11 protein-coding genes are annotated in these 13,113 nt (G+C 68.9%); 3 read left to right on the top strand and 8 right to left on the bottom strand.

The annotated features are described in order from the left end of the window. Nucleotides 1–2 precede the first annotated feature (2 nt). On the top strand, nucleotides 3–635 hold the full coding sequence (locus AOZ06_RS00760; RefSeq protein WP_054287634.1) for a response regulator: 633 nt from the start codon (nucleotides 3–5) through the stop codon (nucleotides 633–635). Here the strand turns inward: AOZ06_RS00760 and AOZ06_RS00755 are convergent. Genes AOZ06_RS00755 through AOZ06_RS00740 form a run of 4 tightly spaced genes read right to left on the bottom strand, consistent with a single transcriptional unit; the run spans nucleotide 624 to nucleotide 7,737 of the window. Then, a complete protein-coding gene (locus tag AOZ06_RS00755; protein WP_054287633.1) occupies nucleotides 624–1,754 on the bottom strand; it encodes a GAF domain-containing sensor histidine kinase in 1,131 nt (376 codons plus the stop codon). The two genes, AOZ06_RS00760 and AOZ06_RS00755, sit on opposite strands and share 12 nt — an antisense overlap. Before the next feature lie 14 nt (nucleotides 1,755–1,768). After that, the gene (gene cydD, locus AOZ06_RS00750) at nucleotides 1,769–5,248 is read right to left on the bottom strand and encodes a thiol reductant ABC exporter subunit CydD (protein WP_083471427.1); all 3,480 of its coding nucleotides are present in this window, start codon (nucleotides 5,246–5,248) and stop codon (nucleotides 1,769–1,771) included. Next, nucleotides 5,245–6,252 (bottom strand): cytochrome d ubiquinol oxidase subunit II, encoded by a 1,008-nt coding sequence (gene cydB, locus AOZ06_RS00745; protein WP_054287631.1) that lies wholly within the window; start codon nucleotides 6,250–6,252, stop codon nucleotides 5,245–5,247. Before cydB ends, cydD begins: the two co-directional genes overlap by 4 nt. A 9-nt stretch (nucleotides 6,253–6,261) precedes the next feature. Beyond that, a complete protein-coding gene (locus AOZ06_RS00740) occupies nucleotides 6,262–7,737 on the bottom strand; it encodes a cytochrome ubiquinol oxidase subunit I (RefSeq protein ID WP_054287630.1) in 1,476 nt (491 codons plus the stop codon). Between the two features lie 86 nt (nucleotides 7,738–7,823). Here AOZ06_RS00740 and AOZ06_RS00735 point away from each other — a divergent pair, with 86 nt between their 5' ends. After that, nucleotides 7,824–9,014 (top strand): MFS transporter, encoded by a 1,191-nt coding sequence (locus AOZ06_RS00735; protein WP_169798831.1) that lies wholly within the window; start codon nucleotides 7,824–7,826, stop codon nucleotides 9,012–9,014. On the opposite strand, the gene AOZ06_RS00730 is transcribed toward AOZ06_RS00735, so the two are convergent. From AOZ06_RS00730 to AOZ06_RS00720, 3 genes are read right to left on the bottom strand one after another with little or no spacing between them, the layout of a single operon-like run. Beyond that, nucleotides 8,932–9,579, bottom strand: coding sequence for an IclR family transcriptional regulator (locus AOZ06_RS00730; protein ID WP_054287628.1), 648 nt, complete (start codon nucleotides 9,577–9,579; stop codon nucleotides 8,932–8,934). The two genes, AOZ06_RS00735 and AOZ06_RS00730, sit on opposite strands and share 83 nt — an antisense overlap. Next, the gene (gene fahA, locus AOZ06_RS00725; protein ID WP_054287627.1) at nucleotides 9,576–10,748 is read right to left on the bottom strand and encodes a fumarylacetoacetase; all 1,173 of its coding nucleotides are present in this window, start codon (nucleotides 10,746–10,748) and stop codon (nucleotides 9,576–9,578) included. Before fahA ends, AOZ06_RS00730 begins: the two co-directional genes overlap by 4 nt. After that, nucleotides 10,745–11,611 carry a hypothetical protein gene (locus AOZ06_RS00720; RefSeq protein ID WP_265736663.1) on the bottom strand — a complete coding sequence of 289 codons (867 nt, stop codon included), beginning with the start codon at nucleotides 11,609–11,611 and terminating at the stop codon, nucleotides 10,745–10,747. Before AOZ06_RS00720 ends, fahA begins: the two co-directional genes overlap by 4 nt. Nucleotides 11,612–11,678: 67 nt before the next feature. On the opposite strand from AOZ06_RS00720, the gene AOZ06_RS00715 reads away from it, so the two are divergent. Beyond that, nucleotides 11,679–12,857 carry a homogentisate 1,2-dioxygenase gene (locus tag AOZ06_RS00715; protein ID WP_054287625.1) on the top strand — a complete coding sequence of 393 codons (1,179 nt, stop codon included), beginning with the start codon at nucleotides 11,679–11,681 and terminating at the stop codon, nucleotides 12,855–12,857. Here AOZ06_RS00715 and AOZ06_RS00710 read toward each other — a convergent pair. Continuing rightward, nucleotides 12,854–13,069 carry a hypothetical protein gene (locus tag AOZ06_RS00710; protein WP_054287624.1) on the bottom strand — a complete coding sequence of 72 codons (216 nt, stop codon included), beginning with the start codon at nucleotides 13,067–13,069 and terminating at the stop codon, nucleotides 12,854–12,856. The two genes, AOZ06_RS00715 and AOZ06_RS00710, sit on opposite strands and share 4 nt — an antisense overlap. Between the last annotated feature and the right edge of the window lie 44 nt (nucleotides 13,070–13,113).

Below are 13,113 nucleotides of genomic sequence, written 5' to 3'. Positions count from 1 at the left end.
GCATGACCGTCCGGTTGCTGCTCGTCGATGACCACGAGGTGGTCCGCCGGGGGCTGCGCGACCTGCTCGACGGCGAGAAGGACATCGAGGTCGTCGCCGAAGCGGGCAGTGTCGGCGAGGCCATGGTCCGCGTCACGGCCAGCAAGCCCGATGTGGCGATCGTGGACGTGCGCCTGCCCGACGGCAACGGCGTCGAGTTGTGCCGGACGCTGCGCGCGTTGCCCGACGGGCCGCGCTGTCTCGTGCTCACGGCGTTCGACGACGAGGAAGCCCTCGTCGGCGCGATCATGGCCGGGGCGTCCGGGTATCTGCTGAAGCAGGTCCGTGGCCACGACCTGGTGAAAGCCGTGCACGAAGTCGCTCAGGGACGGTCGCTGCTCGACCCGGTCACGACAGCGCGCGTGCTCGACCGCATGCGCCGGGCCGCCGACTCGGACGAGCTGAACGCGCTGACCGAACGCGAGCGCAAAGTCCTGGAGCTGATCGGCGAGGGCCTGACCAACCGGCAGATCGCCGAGCAGCTGTTCCTCGCGGAGAAGACCGTGAAGAACTACGTGACCTCGGTACTGGCCAAGCTCGGGATGGAACGGCGGACGCAGGCCGCGGCGTGGGTGGCCCGCCGCTCAACGCGTTAGCGGCACCGTCCAGGTCACCGTCGTGCCGGTGCGCGCGCTGGAGCGGACGTCGCAGTGCCCGCCCGCCCGTTCGGCGCGTTCCCGCAGGTGGTTGAGGCCGCGTTGGGTGACACCGGGCGGGATGCCGCAGCCGTTGTCGATCACGTGCAGCTCCAGGTCGTGCTGGGTGACCTTCAGCTGAACCCGGACGCTGCTCGCGCCGGAGTGCCGGACCACGTTGGACAGCGCTTCGCGCAGGGCCGCCCTGGTGTCGTCGGCGACTGCGCCGGGCACGGTCGCGAGGTCGCCGAGCAGATCGAGGCGTGGCGTGAAGCCGAGCAGTTCGCCGGCGGTCGCGACCTCGGCGCGAACGGTCTCGGCGAGGTCCATCGGCTCGGTCGGGTCCGGGTTGAGCAGGGCGCGGACCGTTCCCCGGATCTCGGCGATCGTGGCGTCGAGCTGGTCGACGGCGTCGGCGAGCCGGGCGGCATCCGCCTTGGCCAAACGTTTGGCAGGCCGCCTGACCAGCAGATCCAGCTGCATCCCGGCGCCGTACAGCCGCTGCACGATGACGTCGTGCAGGTTGCGCGCGATCTTCTCGCGCTCCTCGAGCACCGCGACCCGCTGCCGGGCGTTGGACCCCTCGGCGAGCACGAGGACCATCCCGGCCTGCGCGGCGAACGCCGTCAGAACCTCGACCGTCGGCGGCGCAAACGGTTGCGCACCCCGCTTGCGGTAGACGGTCAACGCACCCAGCCTGCGCTCCCGCGTCCCGAACGGAGCGGCGGCGAACGGCCCGAATCCCCACAGCTCCTTCGGCACGAACGGCGAGGTCCGCGGATCGGTGGTGACGTCGTCGACCACCATCGGAATGCCGCTGCGAGCCACCCGCGCGGCACTGGACCGCGTGGACAGCACCAGCCCGACGGGGTTCTCGGCGATGGTGTTGCCGTGCGCGGCCTCGACCGTGAGCCGCCCGTCCTCACCCCGCGCCATCACCAGGCCGAGGTCGGCCTCAGCGAGCTCGGCGGCGACCTCGACGACCATGGCGAGAACCGCCTCGGGGTCGTCACCGGACAACGCGGCCGTGGCGATCTCAGTGGACGCGGTCAAAGCCCGCGCGGCGAGGGTCGGATCCATAATCGTCAACAAGGCTATGCCACCCGGCCAGCGTCGACGCGGATGACCATGTCAGCGGCGGCGGCCTCCTCGGGCCGGTGCGTGACGTGCACGAGAGTGCGCCCCCTGAGGCTCTCAGCGAGGTTGCCGAGCACAGACCGAGCCGTGGGCACGTCGAGATGAGCGGTGGGCTCGTCGAGAACGACGATGTCGGCCATGGGCGCGGCGACCAGCGCCCGCGCCAAAGCCAACCGCTCGGCCTCACCCCCGGAGACCATGCCGACGAGACTGTCCAATCGTTGCGCCCAATGCCCGAGCCCCGCATCGGTCAATGCCTGGGCCAGGACCTCGTCACTGGCATCCGGTGCGCCGACCCTGAGGTTCTCACGGATGGTGGTGGAGACGAGCTGCGGCTCCTGCGGGCACCACGCGACGTTGTGGGGAACGTGCGCGGTGCCTTTCTCGGCAGGCAGGAAACCGAGCAGCAACGCCAGCAACGTGGACTTCCCCGCGCCGGACGGGCCGACGACGGCGACGTGGCTGCCGGCGGGAATGGTGAGCGTGACGTCCCGCAGACTGGGTTCAGCGGCGCCAGGCCACCGGACATCGACACCGGTCAGGCTCACAGCAGCCGCTGCATCACACACCGGGGGCATGAGCGCTCCCGTCCCGTCCAGGCCAACCTGCACCCGCGACCCGGTTGTCTCGCCTGCCCCATCCACGTCGCCGTACACGTGCGCCCCAACCGCATCGCCTGTCCGCGTCCCGGCTACTTCGTCTGCCACATCCACATCGCCCTGCACCCGCGACCCAACCGTCGTGCCGTGCGCGAACGGTCGCCCAACCGCGTTTCGCACCGATGGTCCATTGCCTCGAACTAGTTGTCCACAACCGCCCAGTAACCCCCTTGACCAGCCGTTACCTCGATAGACTGGAGCAGGGACGCCCCCCGGGTTGGGTGGGGGACTGTGTACTGGAGTTGAAGTGGGAGTGGCGGTTTTTTCTGGTTCCTGGTGCGGGGTTGTGGTCTGGACTCTGGTGTAGGCGGTTGTGAGGGCGTCCCTGTGCTGCCACGCCGGTGGCAGGAGGGCCAGGACCTCCGCCAACGCCAAGGGAACCAGGGCGAGGACCGGGTTTCCGGTGGTCGCGCCGAATGCTGCCGCGAGGCCGGTGGCGAGTGTGATGAGGCCGATGGCCGCTCCCGCCCCGAAAGCCTGTGTGCGCGTGCGCCGTACCAGCGAAGCGTCGAGCTGTTTGAGTTCGGCACGGCGTTGTTTCGCGGCGCCGAACACGGTCAGCTCCGGCGCGGCCTCCAGCAACGTGAGGACGTCCGCTGCGACACGGCGTCGACCGGAAGCGAGCGCGAGAGTCGCGCGACGCTCCAAGAACCCGGCGAGGACAGGTGCGCCGACGCCGCCGACCAGCACGGCACAAGCAAGGACAACCCCGGCAACCGGCGACAGTGCGTACTGAACGGCAACGGCCACAGTGCACACAACCCCCGCGACGATCGGTGGCACGAGGACGCGTGGGGTGAGGTCTCTGACTGTGTCGACGTCGTCGACGAGGCGCCGCACGCCTTCGCCGCGTGCCAATCCGGCGGTCCGTGCTGGGCCCAGGGCGACCAGGCGCTGCCACAAGGACACGCGCAGGTCCGTGGCGCGGCGGAACGCGGCATCGTGGGTGACGAGGCGTTCGAGGTAGCGCAGTCCCGCGCGTGCCAAGCCGAAGGTGCGGACTCCGACGATCGCGACCATCAGCGTGAGGATCGGTGGCCGGGAGGCCGCTTCGGCGATCAGCCAAGCCGACACCGCGGTCAATGCGACGCCGCTGGACAACGCCAACGCGCCGATCAACGCCCCGAGCAATTCGCGGCGGGTGATCCGGATCCGAGGTGTCTTGCCGGTGGGAGTATGCGCGGCCGAGGAAACGACCGTCGACTGTGGAGTGTCATCGGCGAGCGTCACGTCACGGTGGGTCGCCAGCAGCACAGCCACGCCATCGGACGCGGCCGAGTACACCGCGCGCATGACGAGGCTGGCGGTGGCGCTGTCCAGGTGTGCGGTCGGTTCGTCGAGCAGCAGGACACGGGCGCCGCGCTTGACGCGTAGCAGCGCACGGGTGAGCGCGACTCGTTGGCGCTCCCCTGTGGACAGTTCGACGATCTTGCGGTCGAGCAGGTGCGCGGCGGCCACTGATGACGCGACCGCGTGCATCTCCTCCGCGCTGGGTGGGACGTTGCGGTCGCCGAGCGCCAGCCGCAACTCCTCGGTGACGGTTGTGGCCGCGAAGGCCGGGCGTTGCGGCACCCACGCCACGGTCCGGCGCCATGCCGCCAGATCGGGAGCGCCGACCACGACAGATCCGGATGTCGGCGAGACGAATCCCAGCAACGCGGCGATGACCGTGGACTTTCCGCCACCGCTCGGCTGCGACAACCGGACGATCTCCCCTGGCCGCAACGAGAACGACAGTCCGTCGGGGGCGAATCCGTCCCGGCGGGCGACGCGCAGGTCCGTGACCGTCGCGATCTCCGAGTCCGAGAACCGCGGCTCGGCGGGGACGTCGCCGGACAACGCGCGGACCCGGCGGATCGCTTCGATGCCGTCCTCGCTGGCGTGGTGCGCGGCTCCGGCCGCACGCAGCGGGAAGTAGCACTCGGGCGCCAGGATCAGCACGAACAGTCCCACTGCCAGCGTCAGATCACCGGAGACCAGACGGACGCCGATGATCACCGCGACCACCGCGACCGACAGCGTCGCGATCAACTCCAGCGCCAGCGCCGACGAGAACGCGACCCGCAGCGTCGCCAGCGTGGCACGCCGGTGTTGCGCGGAAACCCTGCGCACCGCGTCGGCCTGGCGCTCGGCCCGCCGGAAGGCCGTCAGCACGGGCAGAGCACGGATCATTTCCAGCAAGTGCGCGGACAACCGGGCCGTCGCGTCGGCCGATTCGGTCACCTTCGAGGCGGTGTATCTGCCGATCAGGATCGCGAACAACGGCACAAGCGGCACGGTCAACGCGATCACGACAGCGGCGGGCCAGTCGATGAGAAGGATCGCCGCGCCGACGGACAACGGAACAACTGCCGCGGAGACCAACGCAGGCAAGTACACCGTGAAATAGGCGTCGAGCGCGTCCAGTCCTTTGGTGACGAGCACTGTCAGCGAAGCCGCGCCTCGGGCGGAAATCCACTCCGGGCCACGGGCCAGCGACGTGTCGAGAACCTGTGCGCGCAGTTCTTCCTTGGCGCCCGCGGCAGCCCTGGCCGCGACGACTTGTGTCGCCCAGCTCAGCAACGCCCTGGCCACGACCGACCCGACGAGAACGGCGAGCAGTCCACCACCGGTCACCACGGACGCCAGTGACCACGCTTGAGCGACGAGTGCCAGCGCGGACAGGAAACCGAGGACGAAACACAGGGCCAATGCCCGGCGCGCTGATGCTGGCAACGCGCCGAGCGGGCCCCTGCCCGACCGGTCCTGGGCGGGATTTCGCCGGTCGGGAGAGCTCATGGCACACGCACCGGGGGAATGTGCCCTGTGCCGATTCGTTTGCGGAACACCCAATAGGTCCAGCCTTGGTAGACCAGCACCGCGGGCGCGCCGAACCCGGCTATCCACGTCATCACCTTCAACGTGTACGGGCTGGACGCGGTCGACTCGATCGTCAGTGAGAAAGCCGGATCGACCGTCGACGGAATGACATCCGGGTACAACGCGCCGAACAACGCGACGACCGATCCGATGATCACCACCGCCATCAGCGCGAAAGCGCGCCCTTCGCGCCCGGCCGAGAGGAACACCAGCGCCAGGATCGCGGCGATCACCACGAGCCCGACCACGAGCCAGGTCCACGAAGAACCGGCACGCGTCTGCACGACCAGCAGCAGGCCGAGCATCGGCAGCAACGCCACCGGTCCGATTCGCAAGGCGAGGCGGCGCGCCCGCGACCGTATATCCCCTTCGGTTTTCAACGCCACGAACACGGCCCCGTGTACGAGCGAGAAACCTACGATCGCGAGCGCGCCGAGCAGGGTTTCCCATTGGAACGCCGAGAACGCGGACCCCACCCGGTTACCGGCCGCGTCAATGGGCAACCCGAGCACATTCCACGAGAGCAACAGGCCGACGCCGAGCGCGGGCAGCCAGGAACCGATCACGATGACCCGGTCCCAATTGCGGCGCCAGCGCACCGAATCCACCTTGCCGCGGTACTCGAAGGCCACACCCCGTCCGATCAAACCCACGAGCACCGCGAGCAAGGGCAGGTACGCGGAGCTCAGCAAAGTCGCGTACCAGCCTGGGAAAGCCGCGAACGTCGCACCGACGGCCACGATCAGCCACACCTCGTTGCCGTCCCACACCGGGCCGATGGTGTTCACCATCACGCGCCGTTCCTTCTCGTCGCGGCCGAGCACGGGAAGCAGCATTCCGACGCCGAAGTCGAAGCCTTCGAGGAACAGGTATCCCAGCCAGAAGAAGGCGATGATCAGAAACCAGACGAGTGCCAGGTCCATTGCGGGCTCCTAATACGCGAAGGCGAGTTCGTCGTCGGGCTTCTTCTCCGCTGCCGGTTTGCCCGGTGGCATCACCCCGGCTATCCCGGCTCGGGCGTAGCGCCGCAACAGGAACACCTCCAGCACGGCCAGCGCCGCGTAGACCAGTGTCAGCACGATCAACGAGGTCAGCACTTCCCCGACGGTCAATCCGGAAACACCTCGGGCGGTGAACATCCACACGCCGTCGACGCCGGTCGGATTGGGCACGACCACGAACGGCTGCCGTCCCGTTTCCGTGAAGATCCAGCCGAAGCTGTTGGCGACGAACGGCGTGGCGATCCCGGCGAGTGCCGCCCGGCGGAACCACGGCGACGCGGGCATCCGGCCTTTCCTGGTCAGCCACAGCGCCGCCGCGGCCGCCAGCGCGGCCAGCGCGCCGAAACCGATCATGAAGCGGAATCCCCAGTAGGTGACCGGCAGGTTCGGCACGTAGTCGATCGGCTGCCCGGACAGTTCCCCCAGTTGCGGGTCGACCGGGTAGAACTCGCCGTACTTGGCCTTGTATTCCTTGGTCAGGTCCTCGATGCCCTTGACCTCGCTGGTGAAGTCGTTGTGCGCGAGGAACGACAGCAGCGCGGGCACGGTGATCGACTTGACGTTCTCGCAGTCCGGCCTGGTCAGGTCACCGATCGCGAAGACCGAGAAGCCGGCCGGTTGTTCGGTGTGGCACAGCGCTTCCGCCGCGGCCATCTTCATCGGCTGCTGCTCGAACATCAGCTTGCCCTGGATGTCGCCGGTCACCGCGAGCAGCGCGAACGACACCATCCCGACCACGCCGCCGAGCTTCAGCGACGACCGCCACACCGCGGTCTCCTCGTTGCGGCGGCGCGTGAGGTGCCAGACGGCGACGCCGACGAGGAACGCACCGGCGACGGCGAAGCACCCGGCGATCGTGTGCGGGATCGCGGCGAGCGCGGTGTTGTTGGTCAGCAGCGCCCAGATCGAGGTCAGCCTCGGCCGCCCGTCGACCAGTTCGACCCCGACCGGGTGCTGCATCCACGAGTTGGCGGCCAGGATGAAGTACGCCGACAGGACCGTGGCCAGCGAGAACGCCCACGCGCACGCCAGGTGGACCTTCTTGGGCAGCTTGTCCCAGCCGAAGATCCACAGGCCGAGGAACGTGGACTCGACGAAGAACGCGAGCAGGCCCTCCATGGCCAGCGGCGCGCCGAACGCGTCGCCGACGAACCGGGAGTAGGCGCTCCAGGACATCCCGAACTGGAACTCCTGCACGATCCCGGTGACCACGCCCATGGCGAAGTTGACCAGCATCAACTTGCCCCAGAACTTGGTCATCTTGAGGTACTTCACGTCACCGGTGCGCACCCATGCCGTCTGCATCCCGGCGACGAGGACCGCGAGTCCGATCGTCAGCGGGACCATCAGGAAGTGGTAGACGGTGGTGATGCCGAACTGCCACCGCGCCAGGTCGAGAACGTCCACACCACGATCCTGCTGGCGGGGAAGATTTTTCTCTTGGTGCGGCAGTCCCCTATCGTCGGGACCTAAGTCCTGTGGGGGTGTCACTCGTGCGCACGCGGTTCGCGATCGCGTCCATCATCGACTCGACGGCCAGCGGTGTGTGGCCGCCGTTCGCGTTGTTGTTCCTGGTCAACGCCCAGCACATGACGGAAACGGCGGCCGGGATGAGTCTCACGGCCGGCGGGCTGATCGGTGTCACGACCGGCCCGGCCATCGGTGTGCTGCTCGACCGGATCGGTCCGGCGAAGCTGGTGATCGCGTCCAATGTCGTCCGGCTGGCCGGTTTTCTCTACTACCCGCACACCGGCACGGTGTGGGAGGCCGTTGTCGTCGCGACCGTGATCAGCGTCGGCGACCGTCTTTTCTGGACGTCGAACGCGCCGTTCGCCAAGGCGGTGAGCAAGGGCGAGCGGGATCTGGAGCGGCTGCTCGGCCGTCAGTCGATCGGCCGGTTCGCCGGGTTCGGGCTCGGGTCGGCGCTGATCGGGATCATGCCCGACACCGCGGATCCGGCGATCTACAACGTGGTGAACTACGCCACTGCCGCGCTGCTCGGGCTGGCGGCTGTGGTCCTGCTCGGGATCAGGACGGGGGCGCGTGAGACGACGGCGAAGGCGGGCTGGCCGATCGTCCTGCGTGACCGGCGCTACGTGGCCATCTGCGCCACTCAGATCCTGTTCTGCCTGGCCAGCGTCGGCAAGTACACGGTGCTGCCGCTCGTGGTCATCAACGAGTTGCGTGAGCCGCAGTGGGTCGTGGCCGCCGCCATGATCACGGGGACCGTCGTCTACATCGTCGTGCAGGAGCCGGTGCTGCGGATCGCGGAACGGTTCCCGCGCGGCCGGGGCATGGTCGCCGCCGCCGGGCTGTTCGCGGTCAGCTTCACCGCGCTCGCGATCTTCCCGGCCATCCCCGTGATCATCGCGACGAGCGCTGTGATGTCGCTGGCCGAGTGCTTGTTCAGCCCGCTCAGCACGGCGGCTGCCGCCGACGCGGCGCCAAAAGAGGCTCAGGGCCGCGCCAGCGCCCTGTTCCAGCTTTCGTGGGGTGTTTCCGTTGCCCTCGGCCCCGGGCTGCTGACGGGCCTCCTGGCGCTTGGTACGGGCCCGTTGTGGTTGACGCTCGCGATGATCTCAGCGGCGGCCGTGCCCGCCGTCATCGCAACGCAGCCGCGACTTCGGCGGCAGTCCGCACAACCTGAGGCCCCACAACCTCCGCGTGCAGACGTTCAAAAGTGACCACGCCGACGCTGGCCCGCAGCCCGGACACGCCCCGCACGGGCGCGGCTATGCCGAACGCCCCGGCTTGCAGCTCACCGGCCGTCGACACCCACTCGGGGCCTTCGAACGGCAGCAGGATTGCCTTGCCGGACGCGCCTTTGTGCAGCGAGTGACGCGTCCCGACGCGGTAGGCCACGTGATACGCCGTCCACGACGGCTCCACGACGGCGACGGCCTGTGCTTCATCGCCGTCGGCGACCGTCAGGTGCGCGGTCGCGCCGATCGACTCGGCGAGTTCACGCAACGCGGGCAAGGCGGCGTGCCGCAACTGCGGCAGGACACGCGCTGACAACCGCAACAGACCCAAGCCCAGGCGTACACGCGAGCCCTCCCTGCGCACCAACCCGCGTGCCTGGAGTGGCACGAGGAGCCGGTACACCGCCGCGCGGCTGGCGCCGATCGCGGTGGCGAGGTCGCTGATGGTCGGCGCTTCCGACTCGGAGTCGGCGACCGCCTGCAGCAGCGCCAGCCCCCGGTCGAGCGTCAGGGAGCTCTCTTTGCCGTGCACGCCTGGCGAGGTCATGACGCGGGTGACACAGTGCCGACGACCTCCGCGAGCCCGACGACCGAGCCGTCCGGGCCCGGCGCCGTCGCGGTGATCCGCACGGTGTCGTCGTCCTCCAGGAACGTTCGCTGCTCGCCGCCGAGCAGTGTGATCTTGTCCCGGCCGCCCCAGGTCATCTCGAGGAAGCAGCCCAGCTGGTCGCGTTCCGGACCGGACACCGTGCCGGACGCGAACAGGTCGCCCGGCCGCACGGTCGCGCCGTTGACGGTCATGTGCGCCAGTTGCTGGGCGAACGAGTAGAACATGTCCGCGAACCGCGGCCGGGACACGATCGAGTCGTTCCACTCGACCTGGAGCAGCAGTTCAAGACCCCACGGCTGGTCCTCGACGAGGTAGTCCAGCACCGGGTGCGTGCGCGGCGGGGTGTGCACGCGAGCGGCCGAGAACGCGTCCAGCGGGGTGACCCACGCGGACACCGAGGTGGCGAACGATTTGCCCAGGAACGGCCCGAGCGGCTGGTACTCCCACGCCTGGATGTCACGCGCGGACCAGTCGTTGACGAGCACCACGCCGAACACGTGGTCCGCGGCGGACGACACCGGCACGCGGCCGGTGACGGGGCCACCGCAGACGAACCCGACCTCGGCCTCGATGTCCAGCCGCTGCGACGGCCCGAACGACGGCCCTTGCTGGCCGCGTCGCTGACCGTGCGGCCGTACGACGGGCGTGCCCGACACGACGACTGTCCCGGCGCGGCCGTGGTAGCCCACAGGCAGGTGAGTCCAGTTGGGCAGCAACGGGTCGTCGTTCGGCCGGAAGATCCGGCCGACGTTCTCCGCGTGGTTCTTCGACGAGTAGAAGTCCACGTAGTCGGCGACCGTGAACGGCAGGACCGGCTCGCCGAGCGGCACGAGCGCGGCGCCCTTCGGCGCGGCCGAGGCCTGGGTGAGCTCGATCAACCGCGCCCGCACGTCGGTCCACGCCTGCCTGCCCGCGGCCAGCAGCGGGTTCAGCGAGTCGGCGGCGACCAGGTCGGCGTGCTCACCGAACGACGACGCGATCGGCCGCAACGGCAACGCCTGGTCGCCCAGCCGCACCGCGATCTGGCCGTCCACGACGCCGTACGGCAGCGTCTGCGGACCGAACGGCTGGTCGGCACTGAAGGCCTCGTCCTGCACCCACGTCACAGCAACCCCAGTTGTTCCAAGTCGGCGACCGGCTCGGCCAGCGAGCACGAGCCGTAGGACGCGAAGACACCGCGGACCGCGTGCGACGCCGCCTCGGACAGCTCGGCTGCCTCCTTGGCGAGCGCCTCGGAGTCCGTGCTGGTGAGCGCCTCGCGGACGTCCCCGCCGGCCAGCGACCGGGCGGTCGCCACGAGCAGGTTGAGGAAGCCGTGGTGGGTGAATCCGGTCTCTTCGTCAGTGTGCCGGACCGCGTTGTGCAGACCGGCGGTTGCCTTGAACGACACGCCGCCCGCGCTGACCACCGACATGAAGTCGGAGATCTCGTCGACGGTCGGGAAGGCCTGCTGGCTCAGCCCGCCGCAGCGCAGCTTGGGCCAGCTGCCGTGTTCGGCGACCTTGCGGATGCTCTCCAGCCAGTCCGGCCCGCCGCGGCGCGGCTCGATGACGCGGATGACGTCCTCCGGCACGAACTCGGAGACCCGCTCGAGCCACTGGTCGTCGACGTCGGACGGGGCCGGCATCTCGACCATCCGCAGCGCGAGCAGCTCGGTGCGCGATTCGACGATGGACAGCGCCTTGGGCACGCCACCGAGGCCGGTGTCGATGACCAGGGACAGTGCGACGGGCTTGACCGGCCGGGCCTTGATCAGCTCGGTGATCAGCTCCGGCAACCGGGACGCCGGACACAGGAAGAGACCCATCACGGCGGCCCGGTTCGACGACCGCATCTCCAGGTGCGCGGCGATCGCGTCGGGCATCGCTGCGTTGCCTGGAGGGAACAGGGCGGCGTCGTCGACAAGCCTCGCGAGCAGGGGCGGAACACCTCGAGGGCCGGGCGGCGGGAGTTCGACTGCGCTTGACACGGCTGACACGCTAGTAGCGTACCGGCAACTGAACAAAAATGTCCGCTATCCGGACACAGGAGAGGCCATGCCTTACTACCGAAGCGTGGGTGAGATCCCCCGAAAGAGGCACACCCAGTTCCGCGCACCGGACGGGTCGCTCTACGCCGAAGAGCTGATGGGCGTCGAGGGGTTCTCCAGTGATTCGGCGCTGCTCTACCACCGCCACCTGCCGACGGCGATCGTCGACGCGGTCCAGGTGGCCGACGAGCGCGCGACCACCCCGAACCTGCCGCTGAAGCCGAGGCACTTCAAATCGCAGGAGCTGAAGTGGGACTCCCCCACCGAGGTGGACGCGGTGACCGGGCGCAGGCTGCTGTTCGGCAACGCCGACGTGAAGATCTGCTTCGTCGCGGCGACCCAGCCGTCCCCGCTGTACCGCAACGCGGCCGGTGACGAGCTGCTGTACGTGCAGACGGGCAGCGCGGTCATCGAGACGATCTACGGCCCGCTGGCCGTCGGTGACGGCGACTACGTGGTGATCCCGACGTCGTGCACCTATCGGGTGGTTCCCGGCGAGGACCTCAGGCTGCTGGTCCTGGAGGCGACCGGCCACATCGGCCCGCCCAAGCGCTACCTGAGCGCGAAAGGCCAGTTCCTCGAGCACTCGCCGTACTGCGAGCGCGACCTGCGCGGTCCGACCGAGCCGCTGCTGGTCGACGGGACGGACGTGGACGTGTTCGTGCGCCACCGCGCGGGCGTCACGAAGTTCACCTACGCCAACCACCCGTTCGACGTGGTCGGCTGGGACGGCGCGTTGTACCCGTGGGCGTTCAACATCCGTGACTTCGAGCCGATCACGGGCCGCGTGCACCAGCCGCCGCCCGTGCACCAGACTTTCGAAGGCCCGAACTTCGTGGTGTGCTCGTTCTGCCCGCGCAAGGTGGATTACCACCCCTTGTCCGTGCCTGTGCCGTACAACCACGCGAATGTCGACTCGGATGAGCTGATGTTCTACGTCGGCGGAAACTACGAGGCCCGTAAGGGCTCCGGAATCGGCTTGGGCTCGTTGTCGCTGCACCCGTCCGGATGCACCCACGGCCCGCAGCCCGGCGCCGTCGAGGCGTCCCTCGGCGCGGAGAAGTTCGACGAGACCGCAGTCATGGTCGACACGTTCCGGCCGTTGGAGCTGGGCGAGGGCGCCGAGGCGTGCGAGGACCCGCGTTACGCGTGGAGCTGGGCGCGGCGAGGACCGGACTGGAGCTAGACCTCCCACTGCAGAGCGAGATCGTGGGCGGAGCCGTAGCGCGCCAGCGCGGCTTCGGCTGAGTCGTGCACGCCGAACATGGCTCGCTGGGACACGGGATCACGGCGGTAGACGACGGCTTCGGTGTCGTCGGCCGTCGTGATCTGCATTCCCCACGCGTAAACCTCGTTGGGGTCGTCGGCCTTGGTGAGCGTGAAGAGCTGAGCGTTCATGATCCGAGTATCCCGGCGCAATGTTCGAATATGCTTTTTCCCGG

It is taken from the genome of Kibdelosporangium phytohabitans (assembly GCF_001302585.1).
Lineage (GTDB): Bacteria > Actinomycetota > Actinomycetes > Mycobacteriales > Pseudonocardiaceae > Kibdelosporangium > Kibdelosporangium phytohabitans.
This window is presented reverse-complemented; position numbering and strand designations above follow the sequence as displayed.

Coding starts and splice junctions, on each gene's coding strand:
- AOZ06_RS00760 (WP_054287634.1), top strand. CDS start 3: ATGACCGTCCGGTTGCTGCTCGTCGATGACCACGAGGTGGTCCGCCGG.
- AOZ06_RS00755 (WP_054287633.1), bottom strand. CDS start 1,754: ATGGATCCGACCCTCGCCGCGCGGGCTTTGACCGCGTCCACTGAGATC.
- cydD (WP_083471427.1), bottom strand. CDS start 5,248: ATGAGCTCTCCCGACCGGCGAAATCCCGCCCAGGACCGGTCGGGCAGG.
- cydB (WP_054287631.1), bottom strand. CDS start 6,252: ATGGACCTGGCACTCGTCTGGTTTCTGATCATCGCCTTCTTCTGGCTG.
- AOZ06_RS00730 (WP_054287628.1), bottom strand. CDS start 9,579: ATGACCTCGCCAGGCGTGCACGGCAAAGAGAGCTCCCTGACGCTCGAC.
- AOZ06_RS00715 (WP_054287625.1), top strand. CDS start 11,679: ATGCCTTACTACCGAAGCGTGGGTGAGATCCCCCGAAAGAGGCACACC.
- AOZ06_RS00710 (WP_054287624.1), bottom strand. CDS start 13,069: ATGAACGCTCAGCTCTTCACGCTCACCAAGGCCGACGACCCCAACGAG.